Here is a 26,278-nt window from a genome sequence, read left to right as displayed (position 1 = left end):
CGACCTCCTCGCGAAACCAGGCAAAGCACCCAGGTCGGGTACCTTGGCCCCACACTGTGTCCCTTATGGACAGTCAAGAGCGGGTCGAGCGACTTGAGCGCTATTCGGACTTGGGCGTGTCCGGGCGTGACTCGGGCGCCTTGGGGACGGCCGCCTCCCCCGCGCCGGGCTCCCACATCACCACGCGCAGGCCCGAGGCGTCCTGATTGCTCTTCGCGTAGAGCCCGGCGACCTGCTCGTCGTCCATCTCCAGCGTCTCGCGCATGAACTCACCGGTCAGCCGTACCGCGGCGGGACCCGCCGGGTTGAACAGGACGTCGACCTCGTCGGTGAGCAGTTCGACCAGCTCTCCGAGGTCGATCCGCCGCCAGTCCGGCGACGCGAGCCGACGGCGGTGGGGTTCACCGGTGGCCACGATGACGCAGAGGATGTCGTCCGGGGATTTGGAGATCAAGGGGTTGCCGTCGCCGTTCATCGCGATGTCGAACAGCGTGTCGCGCAGCATCAGCTGGATGTGCTCGGCCTCTGCCCGGCCTTGCAGGACCAGGCGCAGCACGGCGTCCAGCGGATCCGATGGCGAATTCTCGTCGGTCGGCGTGTAATCCGGGTTCGCCCTGAACTTGCCGAGCTTCCCTTCCTCTTCCACCGGCCACAGGCCGACCACCGCCTCGATCGGCGGAGGGTCGTTCTCCGAGGCCGGGCGCCAAGCGGGGTCCATCAGCAGGAACCAGTTCTCCAGCGGACCCTCCGCTCGCGTGCCGTCCGTGGTCTCAGTCATCGTAACCATCATCCTCCTTCGTTGTCGGGTGTGCCTCCCGGCGGAGCGGCAACCAGGCCGGCCGGGTCAGTTCCGCTCGATGGGTGAATTCGCCGGGAGCCGGCGAGGCGGGCGGATCCTCGGAGAGAGCGTGATCCGTGGCTTGGCGCGCACCCGACTCCAGGGCCTCGGCCGCACTCGCGTTCGCCGGGAAGCCGACCCCGTAGTCCCGTCCGTGCGCGTCGACCAATCGCTTCCAGCTCAGGTCTTCCAAGCGCGGGCTGGAGATGCGGTGGAAACCGCCGTACTGCGGTTGCTCCGACGCGGGCAGATCGGCCGCGTACATCTCCCGGTAGGGACCCTTGCCGCGCAGAGCGTCACTGAACTCGCGCAGCGCGCGAGCGGAGGCACCCGGCCGGGCAGGGTCGACGCCGATCACCGTCACCGGCAGATCGGGTTCCGCGGCGAGCGCGTCCCGGTACGCCTGGGTCCCGCTCACGCGCGCGGCCAGCCCGGCCCCATCGACGAACCGCCCGTCGACGTCGAATCCGCCGTCGCGCGCGGTGACGAAAACGTAGAAGGGATTGCGGAGGCCGTTGATCGGCCGTGGCGGCAGCTCGTCGTAAATCTCTCGCCACAGCCACAATGTGGCCGGGTCGGTGGAGAAGAGCGCCGCACCGAGTGCGTGCGGCGCACGGGCGAGGACGCTCACCTGCGGGCGGAGCGCGCGTTTCTTCGACGGAGGACCGGCCTCCGCCGGCGAAAGGTCCCCGGCGGAGTCGTGGGACCGCCGAGGGGCTTCAGGCACCGGGGCCGAGTCGTCGGCAGGCAGCGAACGGGCCGAAGACACCTCGATCGTCGCGCCCAGCGCCCTCGCGCGGTTCTCCACCAGCCACAGGTGGCGGGGCTTCAGCGAGGGCTCGGCGAGGTCGGTCCGGCCGTGCTCACGCATTTCCTTCAGGAAGTTCTTCAGGTGCACGGTGAAGAGGCCGTCGTCGTCGACCATCCGGTTCGACGACGGGCTCCGGAACACCCACGGCGTTCCGTCGGGATCGCGACGGACGTATTCGTCGTAAAGCCCTACGAAGTGACCGAGTTCGTGGGCCACGGTGAATTCGTCGATGTCCACGGGCCAGTGCAGCTGGTCGGCCTTGCCGCCGTCGGGTCCGACGGTGATCGTCGCGTGCGCCGCGCCGGTGGGGTCGTGCACCACGCGGAAGTGGAACGCGTCCCCGCTGGGCAGGCGATACTGATGGTTGTAGAGCCTGTCGAGCCCGGCCTGCGCCCGTTCGACGTAGCTCTTCACGTCGAACCCGGCAGGCGCAGCGAAGTCCAACCGGACGGTGTACTCCTGCACCCACTTGCCCGCCGAGACCTCGTAGCGGCCGTGGTCGTAGGCGATCGGGTGCCGCCACCGGCCGGCGGCCATGATCGTGGGTCCGGCGTCCTCACCGAACACGGTGACCGGGGCGGCTTGCGCACGCGCGGCGTCGAGTTGCACCTCGGTCACCGGTTCGACGTCGGTCATCCAATCCGCGTCTGCCGCCTCGCTGTGCGACCACGTGGGATCGTCGAGGATCGGGTGCTTCACAGGCAAGAGCTCGGTGGTGATGTCGAGCGCTTCGACGCGCCGCTCCGGCGCGGTCTCGCCGAGTGTCTGGTGGCCGGGGCCACGCAGCTCCCAGTCCACCCGCAGTTCCGCCGTGCCGGGCCGCGCGGCAGGCGCCGGTTCGACGCGCGGGATCAGGCCGACGTCGATGGCCGTGGTCGGCACGCCGCGCAGGCGGCTCGCGTGCTCGCCGATCGCACTGATCAGCACCTGTGCCGCCGCGGTGGCGAGGCCGCCGCCCTCGGCCGCGTGCAGGGTGACCACCTGGGGCGCGAAACCCTGGGCGGCACGGGTGAGGGCGTGCTCGGTCAACGAGCGCGCCTGCTCGGTCAACGCTTTCGTTTGATCCGCGGTGAGGCCGGTCCTGCCGGGCACCTGCTCGATGAGCAGTTCCGGCAGGCCAGGACGGGGTCCGGCATCCCGTCCGCCCACTTCGGATTCCGGTGTCGTGTCCCGGCTGTCCGCGGGTTCCTCCGGCAGCCGGACCCGCTTGGTCGAGCTGCCCTCCATCTGCTCGGCCCGCCGTTTCATGAGGGACTGCTGTGTCTCCGTTCGCCGGTTCAGGAAATCCAGGGCGAAGTCGGACATCACTTCACTGGGGATCGCAGTGCGCCAATCCGGGCGGGCGGGCTCGACTCCCCGGCCCACGGGGGCGGACATCGTCACCGGCACCAGGGCGTCCCCGAGGAACTCCACCTGGGCACCGGCACGCCGGTGCAGGAGTGCGGCCACCTCTTCCGGGAGAGGGGTCGCGGTGATCGAGCCGTTCAGGAATCGCTCGACGGTGGCGGTGCGCACTTCCTGCCGGAGAGCGGGCACGCTCGCCAGGAATTCCAGAGCGGCCGTCCACACCACGTCCGGGGTGGTGTGCTGGAATACGAGGTCGGCCACGTCGGTCAGGAACAGGTCACCTTGCCGGTTACGCAGTTGACGGACCAACGACTGCACCACCTTCGCCGTCAGCAGAGCGGTGCCCTCGGCGTCCTCGGCGGCGACGCGTGGACGGGTCGGCTGGGTCGACGAACCCGGTGCCCAGCTCTGGCTGGAGTGCTGGCCGATACCGGACATCAGCGGGAGTTCTTTCAGTCCGAGTCGTTCCCGGAGTTTGAAGAAGGTGTCCGGTCCGGTTCGCTGCAGCACTGAATTCCGCCGGAGCCTGCCTTGCGGGGTCGCGTAGAACTCTTTGCTCGCGATGGTCGCCATTGCCGGGAAGAGCTCGAGCTGGGTCCGGTCATAGTTTTCGCCGAGCTGAAGCAGATAAAGCCACGCCAACGGGTGCCCCTTGGCCATCGCGAGGGGACTGTTGTTGCTCACCACTCTGGAATCGCCGACCCGGATCCCGCCGAAGGCATAGCCCTCGGGTGACTCGTGGACGTTGAGCAGTACGTCCGGGTCATGCAGGATGTCGTCACCGTCCATGTACAAGCCACCGAATCGGGCCTCGATGTGCACCCTGAGCACGTCCGATGCCGCCGCGTATCCACGTCCCGTGCCCTTTGTCAGCTCGGCTCGGTAGAACGGGTCGAGCAGCATCGGTGACTCGGCGTTGAAGACCTCGTCGACGTTGACCAGGTGGATGCCGTTCTCTCGCGCCCACTTCACCATCTCGCGCACGCCGACGAGGGAGGCGTCGGCCTCGTTCCTGACCGCGGCTTCGATCCGTTTCCGCGGCACGTCCGTCCACAGCACCGCCCGGCCGCCGAGCGTCTTCGCCGAACCGGCGAAGCGTTGCTGGAAAAGACCCGTGGTGCCGTCCGCGGCCAGCGGGCCGCCGAGCCAGATCCCGTGGAGGAGCCGGGGCGTCTCCCGTTGGGCGGGCAACTCACTCAAGTCGATGCCCACGGAGTCCCAGTACTGTAACTCCTTGTCGGTCCAGTCCGAGACGAACACCTCCTGATCGGCCGCCGCAAGTGCGCCGTACGTCAGTGTTTCCGCTTCGGGGAAGGGTTTCGTCATGTCCAGGCGCTGTAGCAGAGTCATGCCCTCAGCCCCACTCAGCTCGTCGTAGTCCAGACCACGCAGCGCTTCCGGCGCCTCTGGGGTCCGGCCAAGGCCGAACAGGTCGGGACCGAGCATCTTGTGGTACTTGCGCTGGCCGCCGGTGAAGGCGGCTTCCGCCATCCGCTCGAGCCGGGCCCGGATTTCCGCGACGGCGACAGGATCGCTTCGCCGGCCGGCGACGACACCCGGGAGCGACTGGACAGGCTCATCTGACGGCGCCTCGAGGAGGACATCCTCGTCCAGGGCGGAGCCGTGCGCCTGAACGGTCTGCGCGTCCGGGGCCGTGGCGGGGTTGTTCGCGAGCTGCCCCGGAGCGAGGAGGGCGAAGGCCTCGTTGAGGGCCCTGATGGCCTTGCTGCTCGAATCCGTGGCCGCCTGGGCGATCTCCTTCTCCCCCAGTTCCGCAGGCGGGAGCACGACTTCGAGCGTCGCGCGCCGCAGGGCGTCCGCGGCCAAGCCGGCGCTCTGGGCCGGGTCGGCCGGAACGACGTGGACGACGACGTCGTCGGGGTCGACGGGCAAGCCCAGGCCGGTCATCCGCAGCGCTTCGGACCGCACTTCGGCCGAGAACACGGCGGCGACGGTGTCGGCGCGCTCCTGGCCGTCGAACCCGGTGATCGTCACCTCGGGCAGGGCGACCCCGTTCCGTTGCCGCCACGCCGCCGCCCTGACCACCTTCCGCGCCGCGTCGCGGATTTCCTGGAGCTCGCTTTCGGACAGGATTCCGCCGTCACCGGTGAACCCGGCCGTCACCGGTCCGATCACGCTCGCCGCGAGATCACCCAGCGGCACCGGGGGATCGGGCTGCTCGCCGTGCGGGAGTGCCTCGGAGAAGAGTCCGTCCTTCTCCTTGAACTTGCGGATGCTGGTCGTGTCCGTGACATAGACGTCGTCGGTGGCGCCGTACCCCTTGACCGGCTCCCGCACCAGCTTGCGCCACTCCACGGTGTAGTGCAGGGCGGGTGCGCCGGCGGCTCCGTTGGCCGGAGAGTTCAGTGAGCACTGCCCCAGTACGACCGGGCTCTCGGGGTGCGGGGCCGCTCGTCGATAGATTTCGCTTCCGTGCACGATGCGCGCGGCCGTCCGTCCGGTGAGGGCCACCTCGTCCCCGATGTGGTGTGGCCAATCGGTCTTCAGCGCTACCGGCATCCCCTGCTTCAGGCCGTGGCCGTCGAGGTACCACGGTCGGCGCGGGCTTCCCGCCCACGGTGAGAGGTAGGGCGTCAGTCGCGTGATTGTCGCGCCGCTCGCGTCCTGGCCGGTCGTCCGCTGGAAGAAGTAGGACTGCCGCACCGCGGAATCGTTGAAAGCGGCCAGGAACATGTAGTGGGCGTCTTTCTCGTCGAGAGGGAAGTACTGCCCGTGGACCCCGAGGATGTCGTTGGCCATGGGGTGGCTGAGGACCTCGTCCGCCGTCGGGGCGCACGGGGGATCGACCCGAAAGTCACCGCTGTCCATCGTGATCCGGCCGGTGGCGGACAGTTTGATCCTGGCCGGGGGCAGGTAGATGAAGCGCGAATAACCGCCGCGTTGCATGCCGCTTGCGATCTCCCCGAGTCCGGCCGCCCTGCCGTTCAACGCGACGACCACCAGCGACTTGTCCGACGACACAGCCTTGCCCCGGCCCAGCATCGCCCGCAGAGCGGGCTCGGCGCGGACGATCTTGGCCAGCTCCGCCGGAGTGAGCGACTGGGGCGCCCCGTCCTTACGGATGGCCTGATAGCCCTGCGGATCCGCCCCCGTCAGCAGGAAGACCGGCAGCCCCTGCCACGGGGAGTTCACCGCGTAGGGAGCCTGATGACCGTCGTCAACCAGGAATTTCCGCAGCACGTTCGCGGTGGCCCGGGCCGCCCACTGCTTGGCGCGTGCGAAGTACACCTGGTCACCGGGGAAGCGCACGAACAGCGCGACCGGCTCCCCACCGGCGTTCTTCAGCACCGCGGTTCGCAAATCCCCGGCCCGCAGCTCCGACACCTTCACGAAATCGGACGGATCGCCGGTGGTGATCCGGTCCGATTCCAGCCGAGCGTCACCCGTGGGCGCGTAGACGTCGGAGTACAGACCGTTGTCGTGCAGAACTCCTGCGAAGTCGAAGCCGAAGCCGCCGAAGTTCACGCGCCTGCCGCTGTCGCGCGCCACCAGGACCACCGGTCGTGCCGGGTTCGTCTTCACCGTCATCCGGAACAGCGGATCGCTCAGCAGCAGTTGCCCGAATACGCGACCGTCCAGTTCCAGCACGGCCCCGGCTTTGCCGTCGACCCTGGCGAACGTGCCGTCCGGCGAGTCCACGGCCACGATCAAGGGTTTCCTGGTCCCCCACACCCCGTCCACGAGAGCCGTACCGTTGTCGACGGCGTCGAAGAACCTCTCCAGCACCGCCGTCTTCAGCGAACCGCCCTGGACGGGGAAGCCCCACACGGATTCCGACTGTACGAGCGTCACGTCCTGCCACGTTGGCCCGCCACTTTTGACGAACTTCGCGCCGCGAGGCAATTCCATCATCGCGTTGCGGGCGAATTTGTAGCTGCCGGAGTAGTCGTAGGCCTCCCACGGCCCGGCCAGCTCGCGCAGCCGCGCAAGCAGCCTGGCGTTGGCCCTGCTCGTCGCACCGACCGCCGTGTCGAGGTTCCAGGTGAACACGAGAAGCGGCGGCCGGACCGTTCCTCCGGTCAGGTGCTGGAACATCGACGACCGGTAAAGGAGACGAGCAGCCGCGTTCGGGTCGACGTACCAGGTGCTGCCGTCGGTCAGCGACGCGCCGAACTCGCCTTCCACCTCGTCGAGCAGCAGTTCGACCGGTCGGGTCCGCTCTCCGCCGACGGCCGTCGCCCACGGCCACATCGTGGTTTGCCTTCGCCAGTTGCCGTCACTGTCCTGATAGGTCTCGTATCCGGCACGGAGGATGTGGTCGTTCACCAGGACCGCTCGGCTCGGCAGATCCTGGCTGAGGCGATCCTTCGAAGCGAAACCCATCCCGAACTGACGTCTGTCCGCACCCTTCAACGGAATCCACTCGACGTCGTCCGGGCGGATCTTCGCCACCAAGGCGAGCTGCCCGCCCTGCACGGGCACCGCCCGCCCGGAGGCGTCGATGGCCAACGGCCGGGACGCCGCCAGCACGGTGCGGAACGGTCCGTCGCCCCGCAGTGCCTCGGCGAACTCCTGCGCCGCCCGCTTGGCGGCGTCCGGGTCCGCCGGATCCGCGCCGATCAGTGTCACCGGCACCTTCGGATCCCGTGCGAGTGCCCGGAACCGTGGCGAGTTCCGCACGTGCCGGGCAAGCGTGGCACCGTCCACCACGGTGCCGTCGAGCACGAAGCCGCCGTCACGTCCCTCGGCGAACACCCGGAACGTCTTCCGCCCGTCCTCCTCGGGCATCGCCTGGTGCAGGCTTTCCCAGCGGGCGCCATCCGGGGTGGCGGCCGAGTCGAAGCCGATCGCGCCCACCGACGAGGCAGTGGGGCCGTGCACCGATCCGTTCGGCGCCGTCCGCACCGTCACGTCGACGGTGATCGCACCCTGCAGGGTGGGGACGGCCTGGATGTGCGGCGCGGGCCCGGACCCGCCCAGCTCCGCGCGCAGCAGGGCGGCCACGTGGTCGGCACCGGGCCCCAGCCCGCGGATCTTCACTTGCGGCATCGGCAGTCCGTCGACCTGCTGGAACGCGGCTGACCTCTTCAATGCGCTCGCCAGGTTCCGCAGTTCTTGCCGCGCTCCGGAGCCCTCCAGTCGTAGCGGCGAGCCCTGTACTTGGAAGACGCGTCGGCGACCGAGTTCCGCGTTCACCTCGTCTCGCCGCGCCTGTTCGGAATCCACAAAGGACTCCGGTGAGGAAGCCGGCTCCGGGGAGGCCATGGCCGGGACCGGACCGATACTCGACGTCAGACCCAGCCCGGCGAACTCCTGCACCGGCGCGGCGAAGACCACGGATCCCGGAGCGGGATCGGCACCATCGAGCAACGGCAGGACCGTTCCGTCCCGCCGGACCTCCACCCGGGTGTCGAAACCGTGGACGTCGCCTTGGAAACCGGCATCGTGGAGCAGTTCGGCGAGCGCCACGATCCGGTTCCCGTGCTGCGGGCTGCTCACCCGGCAGCTGAGGAACACCAGGGACGACCGTTGCCGCCAACTCGCGTCTCCCGGCACTTCGACGCTCGAGAGCAGTCGCACCACCGCGTGTTCGTCCAGCGACACGATCCGCCCGCTCCTGGTGCGGACCGAGAAGCCGTTCTCCCCATGGTGCAGCGGAACGCTGAACTCCCCCTCCACCACGGCGCGGTTCTCGAACGCTTCCCGCAGCACACCTCGCTCCTGGTCCGAGAGCGGGAAGCCCACGCCTACCACCACACCCGAGCGCGAACGCAAGGGAACGAAGTCCACTTCGGACAGATCGACATCCGGGGTCAGGGTGCTTTCCGGTCGCGGTGCGTGCCGAGACTCCGACGGCGACGGCGTTTCGGCGTAGGAACTCGCGACGGTGAACATGTTCCGCAGCGCGTGGTGGGCGTCGTCCAGGACAGGACGTCGCCGGGCCACGGCCCCCAATGTGTCGTTGATCCCCGGCTTGTCGAGCAGTGCGAGCATCTGGGCACGTTCCCCCGCGGCGCCGGGTTGATCCCCCTCGATGAACGTGTGATACGCGAGCGCGCTCAACATGAGGTCGTGCAACGGGAACCGACGCGCGAGTTCGTCCGGCGTCAGCCCCTTCGGCGGCAGGACCCGGGGCAGCAGTCGCGTCCGCAGCGCGACGATCTCGTTGCGCGGCAGCTGGGCGAGCAGGTCGGCCATCTGCTCCACCTGGTAAGGCAACATTTCCTGCATGTCGTCGTCGAATCCGGCCAGACTGTCCTCGTAAGCCGGGGGCTCATCGGCGACGGGATGCGCGGTGTAGGCCGGTGCGCCATCGGAGTGCCGCGTTGCCTCGGAACCCGGTTCTACGTAGGTCGGCAGATCCTCTTCCCACAAGTCCTCGCTGTAGAACCCGCGGCCCGGCTCGGGGAACTGCCCGAACGGCGTTTCCGGGGTGCCGTCCCGCAGATGACGACTGCTCAGCCGGACGGCTTCGGCCGCCTGCCGCACGTCACCCAGTTCGGTCCAGGCGTAGATCGGCTGCTCCCCGTGGAGAAGCAGGTCGGTCAGCATCGTCGTGATGCCGTCATGGAACGCCTGCCGGATCCGCTTGGGTGCCCCGCCGGGCACCGTCGGCGGCAACGTACCCAGCAGGGCCTCGGCTTCGTTCCGACGCAACTGCTCCCGCCATAGCAGTTGCTCCTGCCACCGTTCCAGGTCTTCCTGCGAATGTTCGTCCGGAGACGCGTCCAGCGAATGTTCGTCCGGAGGCGCGTCCTGCGGATGTTCGTCCGGAGGCGCGACCTGCCGCCTTTTGGGCGGCGGCGCGTCCTGCCGCCTTTCGTCCAACCGCGCCCTGGCCTGCTCGATCCGATTCCGGAATAGCGCCAGCTCCGTTTCGGCCCACGCGGCGAGGTCGTCGAACGTACGCAGCCGCTCGAACCCGGCCCGTAGTTCCGAGGCCAAGCCTTCCGCGTCCGCATCCCGTGACAGAGCCGAGGCCACCGCGTCGGTCATGGACCGCCACAATCGCTGCTGCTCGGCGGCATCGGGCCCGTAGCCAGTCCTGGGAGCGGGACGTTCGCCGAGCAACGCCGCCGCCTCTTCGCGGAACGATGACGCCTCGCTCACCCCCTGCTGGGGATCGAGGGACAATTGAGCCTCGAACTCGGCCACCGCCCCGGACAGCCGGCCCGGCTCCGGGGCGGGTCCGCCTTCGCGACGGGGCTCGCTCAGCCACCCCGCCGGCGCCCGGGTGGCCGCTTCATAGCGTCCGTCGGCCGTCCGTATCGGCAGGCCATCGCCCCACTCACCCGACTGGACGCTGACCTCGTCTTCGAACGGCTCGTTCGAATCCGGCGAGGACAGGGATTCGCGCGCCAGCTCGGTCGCCGGGGTGGCGAGCCAGTCGGGTCGCTGGAAAACCTGCCCGGAGCCGGACGCCTCGGCGATGACCGGCGCGGGCGCGGATCCCGTGACCGGGGCGGGCAACCGGGTCAGGGCCAACGGCACACCGGTGTAGTGCGTACGGACGCTCGACAAATCCCGCAACGACTCGGCACTCTCCCGCAGCGGCGCGACATCCGGATGGTCCCAGGCCGCGCGAGGCGACGCGCCTGCGGAGATCAGGTCCGTCAGCAGTGTCGCCAGTGCGTCGTGGACGAGCTGCCGGGCAGCGGTGTCCGTACTCGCCGCCGCCCGGGGCAGCGCACCGATCAGGGAGGCGACCGTCTCCCGGGCGGATTCCACCGCCTGCGGCTCGGCCTGCTCACGCTGCCGAACCCGTTCCCCGGCTTCACCGACGCGCTCTTCCCACCGCTCCCACACCCGCCGCGCCTTCGACCGCGCTTCGACCGGCGCCGGCTCGGTCACCGGCCCGGCGTTCGCCTCGTCCCCCCCACCGGACCGGACCTGCCCCAGGATCTCCATCGCGGTCCGGGTGTAGTGCGCGCTTTCCACCGGACCACGCAACGCCTCCAGCTCGCCGCGCAGCCCGACCACGTCCGGCCGGTGCCAGGCGACCCGGGGATTGACTCCCCCGGCGATGTGGTCGGTCAGGATGGACACCAGGCCGTCGTGCAGGGTCCGGCGCGACCATTCGTCCACAGTGGACACCGCGGACGGCAGTCCGCCCGCCAGGCCTTCGGCCGCGGCTCGGGCCTGCTCGGCCGCAGCCGCGGATTCCGGCGAATCTTCCTCCCGCTCCTCCACCCGCGCGGAGGCCCCCAAGATCGCCCTTTCCCACTTGTCCATCGTCTGCTGTTCCAGCACCTCCAGCGCGCTCCTGCCGTAGTGCGCGGGCTCCGCCCCGCCACGCAGCGACTCCAGGTCCGCGCGCAACCGCGAGACGTCGGCGTTCTCCCAGGCTTCCGCGCGACCGGCGCCACCGGCGATCAGATCCGTCAGCATCGAGACGAGACCGTCGTGCAGGGTCTGGCGCGTCTCCTGGTCCACGGTCGCCACCCCGGACGGCAACTCCCCCACCCACTCCTCGGCGGCGGCCCGCGCCTGCTCGGCCGCAGCCGCGGATTCCGGCGAATCCCCCAGGTCCTCGAGCCGCTCCGACGCCTCCATGATCGGCACCAGCCACTTGTCCAACGCCCGCTCGGCCGGATCCTCCGCGAAGCCGGGGTCGTCGACGTCGGGGGCAGCGAGATCGGACCAGGAGTCGGGCCGAGGCCCTGTACCGCGCGCGTTGGCCGACTCGCTGCCGGGCCGGAAACCGGGATTGGGGTGGTACGCGGCCAGTTCTCCGTCCGCGGTGATCTCGTGGGCGCCCCGGATGAAGCGCGGCCGCACGCCACCGGCGAACACGATCTCCTCCTCGTGTTCGTACATCGCGTCGTGTGCCAAGGCGGTGTCATTGACGACGATTCCACCCGGCGCCTCGATCTCGTACCGGAACAGGCCGAGGTAGACCCCGCTGGTCAAGGGGTTGAGGTGCAGCTCGGGGTCGCGGGTGAACGACACGAAGGCGGTGCCCGAGTCGGCGCCCGTCCTGAGCATCAGGTCGTAGGTGTAGGGGTCGCGAGGTGTGAAGCCCTCACCGAACAGGGTCGCCGGCGCCCGGCCGTCGTAGCGGTAAAGTGGTTCGTCCGACGTCCGCCACACCGGGTCCCACTGATCCAGCTCGTCGACGGGGACGTTGAAGACCGCGACAGCGGTCAGCTCGTGGGGATTCACTCCGTAACCGCGCGCCGCCTCACCCGTTCCGAACGGCACGCCTTGCCCGGCGACATCGCCGACGGACCCGGCATCGGAACGGTCCACATCGGACACACTCGGCGGTACCTCCGTGGCCTCGGGCCGGACCGGCCCGAGGACCTGCACCGCGGTCAGCGTGTAATGCGCCTCCCCCACCGGCCCGCGCAGCGCCTCCAGCTCACCACGCAACACCACCACCTCCGGGCGGTGCCAAGCCGATCGCCGATCGGTGCCGCCCACGATCGCGTCGGTCAGCATCGACACCAGACCGTCGTGCAGAAGCCGGCGCGCCTCCTCCTCCGCCCCCTCGACCGCGGACGGCAGCTCCCGCGCCAGCTGCTCGGCCTCGGCCCGCGCCTGCTCGACCGCAGCCGCGGATTCCGGCGAATCCTCCAGGTCCTCGAGCCGCTCCGACGCCTCCATGATCGGCACCAGCCACTTGTCCAACGCCCGCTCGGCGTCCGCGACCAAGTCGGGAGAAACTTCGGGTTCCGGTGACCGGCCCCGGATCTCGGCCGCGCTCTGTGTGTAGTGCGCCTCCCTCACCGGGCCTCGCAACGCTTCGAGATCGTCCCGCAAGCGCGCGACCTCCACTTCCGCCCAGGCCTGCTCGGGAGCCACCCCGTCGGCGATCAAGTCGGTCACCATCGCCGTCAGGCCGTCATGCAGGAACTGAAGTGTGTCCTCGTCCACGACGGAAAGCACGGACGGCAGGTCACGTACCAGCCTCTCGGCTTCGACCCGCGCCTGCTCGACCGGCACCGCGGAAGGACGTGCGCCTTCCACTCGCTCGTCGACCCGACCGGACACCTCCAAAAGCGGCTCCGACCAGACCGTCAGGGCCGTATCGGCCAGTTCGGCATTGTCGTGTGTCCCCGCCTCCGGAACCACACTGTGCACTTCGGACAGTTCGACGTCGGGAACCGCCCTTCCCGGGTAAGCCGAGAAGCCCTCGAACGTCGCGGCGGACCCGAGCGGCGAGGACGTCTCCTGGTCGGCCGCGGCGTCGCTCACCACCTGCGGGAGGTTGTCGGCGTCCTCCGGCAGTTCCTGGATCGTCTCGGGCAGGTGTGGGTGCGGGTCGTCGAAACGGGACCGCCAGTGCGCGGAGGTCTCGAGCGGGGACTCGTGCGTCGGGAAGTAGGTGCCGGCGTATCCACCGGCCGATCGGTGTACCGGCACCTGAAGGAGACCGTCGTTGCCACCGAACCGCCTCCCGGGCGAGGGGCGCCGCCCGCCGTACCGGTGAATTTCGGGGCTGTGACTGCGTGGCGTGTCACGTCCGCGCGACGAAGTGAGACTGGAGGTCCGGTGCCGGTTCAGCTCGCCCTCACTCGCCGTACGACGCAGGTCGAAGGGTGAGATCTCCCCGACGGTCGAGGCGATACTCGACTGTCTCCGGAGCAGACCGGAGCCGGAAGGGACGTCCGAGTGTTCCGTGTCGGCCCGGCGCTCTGAAGGCTCGGCGGAGTCGAGGACGGCGGGTTCCTCTGCCGGTGCTTCGCGCTCCGTCGCGGCCACACTCGCGTCGTCGGAGATGAGGTCCGGGAAGAACTTCGCGTTCGTATAGGCCTGCCCGGAGGTCGCCCACTTGGCGAACTGGTCCGAGGTGAGCAAAGCCGGGTGTACGTCCTTCGGATCGTTGAGGACGAACACCCGCCGGCCGTCCACCGTGGTGGCCTGGAGATGAACCGCGTGGTCCGGAAGGGACAGCATGGCGCCACCGGTCTCCGCCACCCGCTCCCAGAACGACGTCCGCCCGTCCGCCGTTCGCAGCGCCTCGGACAAGGAGATGTCGGGCCGCGTGCCGTCGGCCAGGGTGCCGGAACCGACCGGCGTGACTTCCGGGTCCGACGCGAGCTGACGGCGCATCCTGTCCGCATAGGACTCGTGGTCGACCCGGCCGAGGCGGCGGCTTCCCCGGTCCACGATCAGCGGTGACACCAGCATCCTGCTCATCCGGCTGTCCCGCAGGAGTTTCCGGGTCAGCACCGGCGCCTCGTCGACGTTCAGCTCGGCGGCGGCGAGCTTCTGCATGGACCGGGCCCAGCGCGCGGTCAGCTCACGCCATTCCCGCCGTACGGCGCTGTCGGCCTGGTCGGCGCCCACCAGACGCAAGGCGCGCTGTTCAAGACCGGAGAACTCGGCTCGGGCGTCGGCGACCCGCTTCCACACCATCTCCTCCTGGGTGCGGCCGAACGGCCGGTCGGACCTGGACCGGCTCTCCGCGCTCGCCCCGGCGAGGCCGTGTTCGGTCGCGTCCGCCACGGCACGGCCCAACCGCAGCAGTCCCGCCAGTGTGGGCACCCTGCCGCGGACACTCGTGTCGATGGCGGCCGAAGCAGCCGTGTTGAGGAAGTACTGCTCCTCATTGCCGGTGGCGGCGAACAAGGCTTCCGTCAGCGCCGCGGAATTCTTCGACAGCGCGGTGAACAACGGATCGGTGGCGAGGGCGATCCGGGCGCTGGCGCTGAGGTTCACCAGGCCCAGGTGCGCGAGGCGCACCGGCAGGTCGGCGTCGGCGGGGATGGCCAGACCGACCAACATCGAGGTGGCCGACGTGATCGGGTCCGCACCGCTCGCGATGCCGAAGTTCAGCTCTTCGAGCATCTGCGTGAGCCGGGCGGGCGTCACCGGTTGCACAGCCCTTCTGTCCACCTCGACACCACCGTGGGAACGTTTCGGAGGACGCGGCTGTTGTCGAGTGGGCACTAGGGAAGCGGCCAGCAGCGCTTCGTTGACGAGAGTGCGGACGCGGGCCCTGCCGGTTTCGGGGAGCGCGGCGAGCGAACGGTCGAGTGCGATCAGCCGCTTCCTGGTGCCTTCGGGCAGGGCATGGTGCTCCAAGATGCCCTCACCGGCCATCGCGGTGTACTCGGCGATCCCGGCCCGCAGTGCCGACCGGGACAGCTCCAGCCCTGGCAGCCCGTGAACGGCCCGGTCGTATCCGGCGGCGGCCTGCTGCTCCGGGGTGTTCGGAGCGTCGTCAAAAGCGACCTCGACGGTGGCCCGATTCCGGTCCGCCGAGGCCACATCCGACGGCAAGCGGCCGGTTTCGACGCGAAGTTCGACATCCCGCACGCCGACGGTCCGGTTGTCCCCTTGAAGCACGGCGAACTCTTCGGCGAGTGCCTCGTGGAAGTGATCGCGCACCTGGCCGGCGCGCCGCTGGGCGGTCGTGTCACGCGGTCCGGGCAAGAAGCCGTTCCCGCCGCCGTATCCGGTGATCGTCACCTTGACCGGGCCCAGCCCCAGGTCCCCTCGGAGCACCGCCACGCGGGCCACGTCACGCGCGACCGCGCGGACACCGGCGAGAGCGTCCCTGTCCGCGGTCGACCGGCCCGGGGCGAACGGCACCTTCGCCGGTGAAATCCCGGCGAGTCCGCCGAGGGCCGTCGTCACCAGCGGGTTGACTCCCGGAGCGTCGCCATCCGGAGCCTCGGGAACGCGTTCGGACTCCGCGAGCGAACTCGTCTCCGATTCGGGGCGGTTCTCCGGAGCCTGCCTGCCGTTGATCGCGGCGAGCGTGTCTTCGGTGAACCTCCACGCGTCCTGATCGATTTCCGGCAGGAGGCCGAGTCTCACCGAATCTTGCGAGGGAGAAGCACTGACGGGGACGCGGACGGTGCCATCCCGGAGAATCTCCACCGGCGTCGCGGGACCCTTCACGTCGCCGTGGTAGTCCTTCTCCCGCAACAACTTCCGCAAACCACCCAGCAGATCACCCACCGCCGGATCAGCCACCCGACAACTCAACACCACCAACTCGGGGCTGCCCCGCCACCCCTGCCCACCCGGCAACTCACGACTACTGAGCAACCGATACAACCCAGCCTCATCCAACCGGACCCGCGCACCATCCGACCGCCGCCGAACCGAAAAACCACCACCACCATGACCCACCACCGAATACGCACCCGCAACCCCCGCACCCCGCGCGAAAGCCGACCCCACAACCTCAACCTCACCCGCTGCCAAGGGAAAGAACACACCCTGCACACGGCCAGTGCTGTCCCGCAACGGCACAAAATCCACATCAGACAGATCGACCTGATCGCCACCCACTACCTCCACCAACGACACCGGATCCCCGACAGACCCAGCCGGTCGTTCCAACGTCACGCTGTCCAGCGGATCACCGAGGTCAGGGAAGTCGGCGGGATCGAATCCCATCGACGCGAACGTCTCCGGGTCGATGTCCCCGAACCATCCTTCACCCGATCCCTCACCGTTCTCCGGCCAAAGCAACGGTGACGGAGATCGGAAGGCCGACTGCGCGGGAAAGTGGGGCGGCTCTTCCCAGGCGGTGCTTACGTTCTCCCACACCGAACCCGGCCAGTCGTGCTCTGCCAGCGGCCCGCCCGCGTCCGACATGATCACATCGCCCGACTCGTCCACCGGGCTCCGGGGCGTGTTCTCCGGCGAATCCACCTCCACCGGTTCTTCCGACACGTTCGATGCCGGTTCCGGTCGCGCCGCTGCCGGTGCCGTCGCATCCGGCAGGACGTCCTCCACCGGCACACCGGCCTCGCCCGGGATCGTCTCCCGAAGTGAGAAGGTGTTGTTGTGCGGGAGTTTCAGCGTCGGATGCCACTCCATCCGTACGTGGTCACGCATGATCTGCTCGACCGGAGGCACACCGAACCGCCGTCCACGTGCGTTCCAGAGGTCCGTCAGCACCTTCAAAGTCAGCTGTTCGAACGCCTTCAGCCGAGCTGGTGCGGCTGCTGGGGAACCGGTGAGGTTGAAGAACAAGGTCGGCCGTTCGGCCGTGGCGGCCGCGAATCGGCCGAAGAAACCCTCCAGCGCCCAGGTGACCCGCTGCTCCACGGCCACCGGTAGCTGCGGGCGGGCGCTCAGGAAGGAATCCACGAGTGCGCGTGCTTGCCGGTAGTGATCCGGTGTTCGTCTCGGCGTGACGTGGGTCCGCAGGGAGACCAGGCCGTCATAGCCGCCCGCGTCCTGGCCCCACGACCAGGTGAAGGCGAAGTCCTGGGCCGCGGCTTGGGACATCCCTCCCTGCCTCATCCCCTCCTGCAACAAGCCGAGGAGGCAATCCCGCACCAACGTCTGAATGCTCGTGTCGCCCGAACCTCGCTGCAGTCGCACCATGAATCGCACGTCCGGAAGCTGCACGTCCGGTTTCTGGCCGACGATCTTCTCACCCAGCCAGATGCCGAACGTCCTGAACTTCCCTTCGTCATCTGCGAAGAGCTGGGCACCTTCCTCGTTCACCGTGTGGAAGAGACCGCTGATGCCTGATCTGGTGGTGTCCACCACTGGATTCGCCCCGGACCAGTACAGCAGCGGTTCCGGGTCGGCAGGCGTCCGGTCCAGGGGATGGTCCGGCCCCTCGATGTCCAGCCGCAGGGTCGGGTACGCCGAGTCAACGACGGTGAGCTGGAACGCGAGATGGTTCTCGATGAACTGCTTGATCTGGTCGTCCAACGCCTCAGGAAGCGCGGCCCGCACCGCCTCGTTGACCGCCTTGGTCACCCGCCGCTCAAGGCCCACGGCACCGGGCTTCGCCGAACGCAGCTCGAGGACGAGCCGAACCCGTTGCGCGGCATCGGTATTCTCCCGCACGCGCTGGACAAGCCCTGCCACCATCCAGTCCAGCCGACGACGAGAAGCACGAGAAATCCCCTCGCCGACGACCGGGAGTGCCAGATCGAGACGTTTCGCTGCCTGATAGCTCAGCTGAGACCGGTTCGGTGACCGGTACACCATGATCACGGCACTCGGCCGTTCGCCCTCACGTACCTCGACTTCGAGGGAGCCGAAGGGGAGCCGGAAGGCCTCGGACTCGGCGCCCTGGTCCCCCCAGGCCGCCCGCAACCGGCTTTCCAGCAGCTCGACCAACGCCGGCCCGTGCTCCCGCCACCGCGCCGCGGTGTCCGTCACGATCACCCTGACGTCCAAGGGTTCCAGGTTGTGCCGGTCCAGTTCCACGCTGTTCCGTGCGATCTGAGCCGCCAAGTCGTCCAACGACGCCTCATCCCAGGGTGCCAACCGCGAGGGATGAGTCATCGTCAGCCCGGCTTGCCACACCGCGTCCAGGCGGGGAGCCGTCCCGGCGCGGTCGTCGGTCATCGGGGGCCGCGACGGTGCGTCCAGGGTAGGCAGCGGGATCGGAGAGCCGGCCAGCCTGGATTCGACCGATATTCCGTCCACCGGGTCGATCTCCACAAGCAGGACCGGTTCTTGCTCCGTCTGGCTCTGGCGGTACCCGATGTGGTCTTCGAGGAACTGGCTGATCTGTTCTTCCGACGCCGAAGGAAGCGCGGCCCGCACCGCCGCCTTCACCTCGGCCGTGACCGCCTCCGCCCACCGCGTGCCCATCATCGGCGGCGTACGCAGTTCGAAAACCAGTCGAGGCCGCCTGTCCGGGTCGGTGTTGTCCCGCACCCGTTCGGCCAGCCCCTCCACCGCCCTCCCCAGCCGCAGACGGGAAGGCTTCGCAAGTTCCGGCTTCCGGGTGCGGAAGGACAGTACGAGTTTCTTCTCGGTTTGGTCGCTCCGCACGGGTGGGTCCAGTCCGACCTGGGACGGAAGCCGGTCCAGTGCATGCTCGGGGCCCTGCAGGTCGAGGTACAGCACCGCGTTTTGGTCCGACGGCTCCGCACGAAACTCGATGTGGCCCCTGATGAACTGCTTGATCTGGTCGTCCAACGCCTCAGGAAGCGCGGCCCGCACCGCCGCGTTCACCTCGGCCGTGACCGCGTCGGACCGCGGTCCGGTCATCCGCTGCGAACTACTCAGAATCAGAACCAGCCGAACACGCCTGTCCGGGTCGGTGTTGTCCCGCGCCCGCTCGACCAGTCCCTCGACCATCCACCTCAGCCGGCGGCGCGAAGCGTGCGAAAACTCGGCCCGGCGCGGCAGGAAGGTCAGCTGGAGGTCCCTAGCCGCTTGATAACTCCGCACAGTCCGGTCCGACGACCGGTACAACGCGACTTCGACACTGGGCGGCGCGTCAGCCTTCACGGTGTCCTCCAGCCGGTCGAAGGCGAAACGCACCGCGTCCGCATCGATTCCCTGCGCGCGCAGCACCGCTCGCAGCGCGTCCTCCAGCTTGGCGAACAGCGCCGGCCCGAACTGCTCTCGCCGCTCGGGTGTGTCGGTCAGCTTCATCCTGACGTCCACCGGCTCACGGCCGGACCGCTCCAGCTCCGCGATGCGACTCGCCAGCTCACCCAGCGCGGTCTCCTCTTCCGGGGACAACCGCAGAGCCCCGGTCACGGGAAGTTCGGCCCGCCAGCGGACCAGCAAGACCGGATCCTGCGGACGAACGATCGCCGAGGGGCGGATCGCGTCCGTGGCGGCGGGCAAGGGAATCGGTTCAACGGCCCGCGTCACACCGACCGGAGGGACCAGGACGGGCGCGGTCACATCGACGAACAGCACCGCGTTGTACTTCTTCGACGCGGCCTCCTGCCTGAGCTCGATGCGATCGGCGATGAACGCCTTGACCCGCTCCTCGGAGGCCCCCGGAAGCGCCGCACGCACCAGCGCGTTCACCTCGGCAGTCACCGTCCGCACCCGATCCTCGATCATCGCGGGCCAGCTGCGGAGATCGAAAAACAGCCGGTCCTGGCCGACGTTCTGCTCTGCCTGCCGCACCAGGCCCTCCACCAGCCAACCCAGCCGACGCCGAGACGCCCGCGACAGCGCCGCATTGCGCGGCAGGAAGAGCAGGTCGAGACTTCGAGCATTTCGATAGGCCTCCTCGGACAGGCCCGGAGACCGATGCACGGTGATCCCGACGCCTTCGGGACCGTCCCCGGCGACCCGGTGCGGGACGTGCTCCAAGTCGGGCCCGAGCACCTCCGGATCGACGCCCCGGTCCTGCAGCGCGGAACGCAGCGCTTTTTTCGTCATGTAGAACAGGGCGCGGCCGTACTGATGGCTTCGACCGTTCTTCGTGGTCACATGCACCCTGGCATCCAACGGCTCGTGCCCTGGCGCCGGAACCTTGCCGTCCTGGACGAGACGATCCACCAGGTCGCCCAGCGCCAGTCGGCCCACATCGGACAGCCTCGATGGATCGCTCACCGAAAGTACCGCGGACCAGTTGTACTCCACCGGAGCGTCCAGTCCGACTTGCTTCGCGATGAACTTCGTCCGCAGCGCGGGGCCCTGCGCGGCAGGCAACGGGAACAGCGGCTCGGCTGGCTCGGTCGGTGGGGCCGGTTCGGGAGTCGGTACGGACGGCTCGGGAATTTCGGGTGTCGAATCGGTCCACGACAACGTCAAGGAGTGATCGGCAGGGGTCAGGTCCAGGGGATGTACCGGTCCCTCGACCTCGATCACCAGCACCGGGTCCCCGGACGACGGCTCGTGCCGGAACTCGATGTGCTCTTGGACGAATTGACCGATCCGCTCGTCCGAAGCCCACGGCAACGCGGCCCGCACCGCCGCCTCCACCTGCATCGTGACCGCGGTCGTCCGCATCGAAACCACTTCGGGCTCGGAGCCGAGCCGAAGGACCAGGCGAGGCCTCCGACCCGGATCGTCGCTGTCGCCCGTCCGCTGGGCGAACCCCTCCATCAACCACCCCAGCCGCCGCCAGGAAGCCTGGGAGAACGCCACACTGTTCGGCAGAAACGGCAACCGCAGGTCCCGCTCGGCCCGGTACGCGCGCACGGAACGATTCGGGGAGCGGCGCACCGAAACCTCCGCACTGGGCGACTCACCGTCACGAGGACCGGTATCCAGGCGGTCGAAGGCGAACCACACCGCGTCCGCATCCACCCCGCGAGCGCGCAACGCGGCCCGCAGACGCTCCTCCAGCATCTCGAACGTCGCCGCCCGGCGTTCCACCGTGTCGGTCACCCGCAGCCTGATGTCCAACGGCTCCCGCCCGTACCACTCCAGCTCCACGGTGTTCCGCGCGATGCGGTCGGCCAGCCGGTTCAGCGATGCCTCGTCCCCCGGCGACAGCCGCACCGGGCCGGTCATCGGCAACTCGGCTCGCCAGAACACCTCGGCGCCGGGATCCGGCATGCCGACGACCGGAGGGGACTGAAGAGCAGCCTGCGTGACGGGTAACGAAATCGCGGCTTCGACCGGCGGATCCACCGTCTCCACCCGATCCGCTGTGGACGTCCGGTCGCCCTTCCCCAGCCAGGACAACGTCAGCTCGCGCGCACCTGAGACCCGGTCCAGGGGGTGTTCCGGCCCGCCGATGTCGAGGAACAGTCCAGCGGTCTTGGTCGTACGAGCTCGTCGGAACTCGATGTGGTCCCCGATGAAACTCTCGATCTCCACCGCGGATGCTCCCGGCAGGATCGCCCGAACCGCGGCGTTCACCTCGTTCGTCACCGCTTCCGACTGCAGAAGAATCGCCCGCGTCGAAGCGCGCAAATCGAGGAGGAGCCAGGGGCGCCGTTCCGGATCGTGGTTCTCCTTCACCCGCGAGGCGAGCCCCTCCAGCATCCAGCGTAGCCGTCGCCGTACGGCCTCCGGGAATACCCGACTTCGCGACGGCAGCGCCAGGTCGAGACTTCTCGCGGCTTGGTAACCCCAGACCGGCCGATTCGGCGACCTGTGCACGACGATTCCGACGCCACGCTTCTTGTGGTCGTCGCCAGGGTCGTGCTCCAAGTGATCGAAGCCGAACGTCATCGCCCGCGGGGTGACACCCCGCCGCGCGAGTCCGGTCCGCAGGTCGTTTTCCAGCGTCGCGAAGAACCCGGCCGCGTACAAGGCTCGTTCAGCCGCCGGAAGGTTCACTTCCAGCCGGATGTCCAGCGGCTCCCGCCCAGTCAAGTCGAGCAGCTTGATGTTGCGGGCCAGGACATCCAGGAAGCCGCCCAGCCCGTTCCGGCCGGTCTCGGCCATCTTCGGCGGTACGGAATGTGACACCACGGCGAACCACATGGCCACCGGATTGGCATCCGGTACACGACCGCTCTCTTCGGACCATATCGGGGCACCCGTGGCAAGGGGAAGGGGAAGGGGAAGGGGAAGCGGAACCAGGCCGTCGGCCGGATCGGCGACAGAAGGGTTCGCCTCCGGCTCCATGGCCTGTGCTTTGTTATCCCAGGACAACTTCAACGGGGCATCATGAGGCGTCCTGTCCAAGGAGGGATGGTGGGGTCCGGCGATATCGAGCGCGAGTACCGGCGTACGGTCGGACCGTACGATTACGTCCAACTCGATGTGCTTGTCGATGAACTCCCTGATCTCCTCCTCGGAGGCGCCCGGCAACACCGCCCGCACCGCGTCGTTCACCTTGGCCGTGACACTGTTCTTCCTCACCTCCTCCAGCGACAGCGTCGTCACGAGCCTCAAAGTGAGCACCGGAGGCGTTCTCGGGTCCCGGTTGTCCTCGACTCGCCGGGCCAGGCCCTCCATCATCCACCGCAATCGGCGGACCGCGGCACTCGGGAGCACCTCGGCATGGTTGGCCTGCTCGACGAGGTTGGCTTGGTTGAAGAACAAGTTCAGCGCGCGCTCGGCCCGATAGGACTGCCGCGACCGGTTCGGCGACTCGACGATGGAAATAGCGAGTTCCTTGCCCCGGGTAGGGCCTTGCAGACGACGGTCGAAGGTGATTCCCAGCGCCTGCGCGTTCATTCCCTCCTTTCGGAGCGCGGCGCGCAATCTCTCCTCGAGCAACCAATGCAGGGCTGGCCCGTAAACCTCGTGCCGCTTCGCGTTGTCGTGCACGAACAGCTGCACATCCGGCATCTCCCGACCATGCGCGACGAGCACTTTGACATTGGCCGCGAAGCGAGCCGCGAACGCCGACAGCTCCGCCTCCTGCGCCTCGGACAAGTGCAACGGATTAACCGTCGATATCCAGCCACGCCAGGAGCTCACCACTTCTGGCGTGGCCGGCTTGCTGATCCCGCGGTTCGGTCCCGGGCCGGTCGCTTCAGGCAGGGGGATCAGGGCGGCTTCCGCCTGCGGTCCTCGCGGTTCCGGCGTCGCCAGATCGACGAACCGGACCGGCCCACCACTGACCACAGTGGACTCGATATCGAGATGCTCGACCCGCCCGTCCTCGAACACCCGCGCCTGACCGGAAGGACCCTTCACGTCGCCGTGGTAGTCCTTCTCCCGTAACAACTTCCGCAAACCACCCAGCAGATCACCCACCGCCGGATCAGCCACCCGACAACTCAACACCACCAACTCGGGGCTGCCCCGCCACCCCTGCCCACCCGGCAACTCACGACTACTGAGCAACCGATACAACCCAGCCTCATCCAACCGGACCCGCGCACCATCCGACCGCCGCCGAACCGAAAAACCACCACCACCATGACCCACCACCGAATACGCACCCGCAACCCCCGCACCCCGCGCGAAAGCCGACCCCACAACCTCAACCTCACCGGAAGCCAACGGGAAGAACACACCCACCTCACGCCCAGCACCATCCCTCAACGGCACAAAATCCACATCAGACAACCCAACCCGCCCACCACCCACCACCTCCACCAACGACACCGGATCCCCGACAGACCCAGCCGGTCCGGCTGCCGCTCGCGCGGTCACCACCTCCGGCGTGACAGCCGGGCGCGTGGGAAGCTGCGGAGCATTGTTGTCCGAAGTGGACAATCGAGCGGGCCCGTTCGAAGAGACGGAACCGGGTGCCGCGACCCGAGGACCGGAGACCGTCCCGGGCGTGGTCGCCTCCGGCGCCGAACGCACACCCTCGCGCGACGACAGCGGCGCGGCGGGCTTCACAACACTCGGCTGCCGAGTGGTCGAAACCTCACCGCCCGCGTTAGAGCGGTTCTGCGGCGCCTCTGGCCCATTCGGCCGGGACGTGGACGTCGTCGGTGTCGCGGCCGCGGGCCGGGACGGATCGCCGACCGGGCGAAATTGTCCGGCGCCGTCCGGGCTGTCCGCGGTCGTCGCGGGGCGAGCGGATGGTGCCGTGGCACCGGACGGCTTCGCGGCAACGCGATCGGGCGCGGCGCTCGGGGACGACGACGGAGTCTGCTGATCCGACGCCCGCGCCGTGGACGACGCCTCGCCGACCTGACGGGACTGGGTCTGCGGCTGACTTCCCGGCGTCACGTCCGTGCGGGCCGTCTGCGACTGCCCGGCGGACGCCGTCGACTCCGTCCGCGCTCCCGCGCCGGACTGCCCCGGGCTCTGGGACGGCGCCTGACTCTGAGGCTGAGGCTGGGACTGACTGAGAGCCTGGGCGTGGGCTTGTCCCGAGGCCTGCGCCTGTCCCGACGCCTGCGCCTGACCCGAGGGTTGCGCCTGACTCTGAGGCCGCGACTGGCTGTGGGTTGACGGCTCGCCCTGGGACTGGCTGTGGGGCTGCGTGTTGACGACCCCATTCGGCAGGTCGGCGGATTCCGTCGATGGCTGTGAAGGACCAGCCGTCTGCTGCCGCCTCGTCGCCAGGTCGGCTTCACCACGGGAACCGCCGTCGGCTTGTCCTTCACCGGCCTCACCCGTGATCTGTCGTGCTCCAGAGTCCACCTGCCGATTACCCGAGGCCGTTGCGGACTCCCCTCCAACGGCTTGCTCGGTCACGGCGGCGGCCGGGTGCTCGCCCGGTATCACCGACGCCCGGGAAGCACCCGCCGTCAGTTCCGGCGTGGTGATTTCTCCGCGAGGGCCGTCCGTTCCCGTCTGTTCTCCGCCCACGGTCGCCGCCGGTCCTGGAGCACCATCGGTGTGGCCAACGGCCTGGCTTTGGACAGGCGTCTGCCCGTTCGGCGAACCACCCGAAACGGTCGGCTTCTCATCCCGGTCGAGAAACTCGCGCAGGCTCGGCGTACCTGTGCTCTCGGTCGGGATCGTCTGCCGCGCGGGCGCTTCCGAGCCGAAGACCGTCCCCAAAGGAGCATTCCCGGAGGACGAGATGTCACGCATTTTGTCCGCGGGAACGATCTTCGCGGATTCATCGGCCTCCGGTTCCGCCGTCATCTCGGGAATCACCAGTTTGCCGGGCTTGTCCACAGAAGACGGCCGCTCCCCCACCGCCTCCGCATAAGACGGCGGCTGCTCGGCACCAGGCCTGTCCTCGCCATCGCCACCGTCGTCGGTTTCCGGTTTCCCACCTGCCACCTCAGGATCCGCGGCCGGCTTCAACCACCCCAAACCCAGCCGGTCCAGGTTGTCCAAAAAGGACTGACCCAGCACCATCTCACCAGGACCAGGGACTCCCCCGCCCCTCCCGTTACCGCCCGGCCCCGACAACGCACCCAAAACCCCCTCCCACATGACCCCCTTGTCATCCTTCAAAGCGATGAAGACCACGGGATTACTGAACGCGACCATCGCGACCTGCCCCAGCGCATACGCCGACGGCCCCGCCAGATCGAACGTCTTCTGCCAGCCCCGAGGCAACTGGTGCCGGACGTCTTTCGCGAAGAAATTGCCGAACCCCCGCGCGGCACCATGGAAGACCCCCGCCGCGGCACCACCGATCGCACCACCGATCGCCGAACCCTTCAGCGACTCGATATCCCACCCATCCCGATCGCCCCCCGCGATCTGACCACCCTGGATACCCCCGTCCACCCCCACCATCAACGCCGCACCGCCCGCCGCCCACTTCGCGATCGTCGACGACAGTTTCCACAACTGGCTACCCACTTGCTGAACCGTCAACTGAGCCAGCTTCGCCTTCAGCAGCTGCAAAATCCCCTGAATGGTGAGGCGCGCGGCCAGCTGCACCACCGGGATGAAGATCGCGCCGAACAACGTCGACAGCAGCTGGATGATCGCCGCCAACGTCATCGCCGCGAACACGATCAGCATGATCTTGTTCTTCTGGATATCGGCGGCCGCGTTCTTCGCCTGCTTCTCGAAAGCCGCCGCCTGTTCCCGTAACTGCTCCAACCCGGCGGTCAGGTCACTCCGGACAAAGCCCAGGACCTTCGACGCCGTCACACCATCGAACGAACGATCAAGCTGAGCCGCCACCGTCGGCAGCTCGTCCAGAACAGCATCGACATCGTCGGAGAACTGCGACCAGGCGTGGCTGATCGCCTTCAGCCCGCCCTCGCTACCCTCCGGCCACTCCATCCCCAGAACGACCTTGAAAAAGTGCTGAAGACTCGCCGGTAGATGCGTGGTCTCATCAGCGCCGTTCATCGGCCGCTGACCACCACCGCCCCCGGTGCCTGAGCTCTCCACCACCTCGACTCCCCTGAACG

Annotated in this window: 2 protein-coding genes; both read right to left on the bottom strand. The window is 68.6% G+C overall.

Going from position 1 to position 26,278, the window contains the following annotated elements; translation table 11 throughout:
* Positions 1–100 precede the first annotated feature (100 nt).
* A complete protein-coding gene (locus ACZ54P_RS34975) occupies positions 101–778 on the bottom strand; it encodes a type VII secretion system-associated protein (RefSeq protein WP_465465887.1) in 678 nt (225 codons plus the stop codon).
* Positions 771–26,216: a scabin-related ADP-ribosyltransferase gene (locus tag ACZ54P_RS34970; RefSeq protein WP_465465886.1), complete on the bottom strand. Its 25,446-nt coding sequence runs from the start codon at positions 26,214–26,216 to the stop codon at positions 771–773. Before ACZ54P_RS34970 ends, ACZ54P_RS34975 begins: the two co-directional genes overlap by 8 nt.
* Positions 26,217–26,278: the final 62 nt, after the last annotated feature.

It is taken from the genome of Amycolatopsis sp. NPDC034160 (assembly GCF_055575355.1).
Note: the sequence above shows the minus strand (reverse complement) of the source record. Positions and strands in the feature narration are given on the sequence as shown.

What these genes read in the sequence shown, in the direction of transcription:
- ACZ54P_RS34975 (WP_465465887.1), bottom strand. Translation starts at nt 778, where the DNA reads ATGACTGAGACCACGGACGGCACGCGAGCGGAGGGTCCGCTGGAGAAC.
- ACZ54P_RS34970 (WP_465465886.1), bottom strand. Translation starts at nt 26,216, where the DNA reads ATGAACGGCGCTGATGAGACCACGCATCTACCGGCGAGTCTTCAGCAC.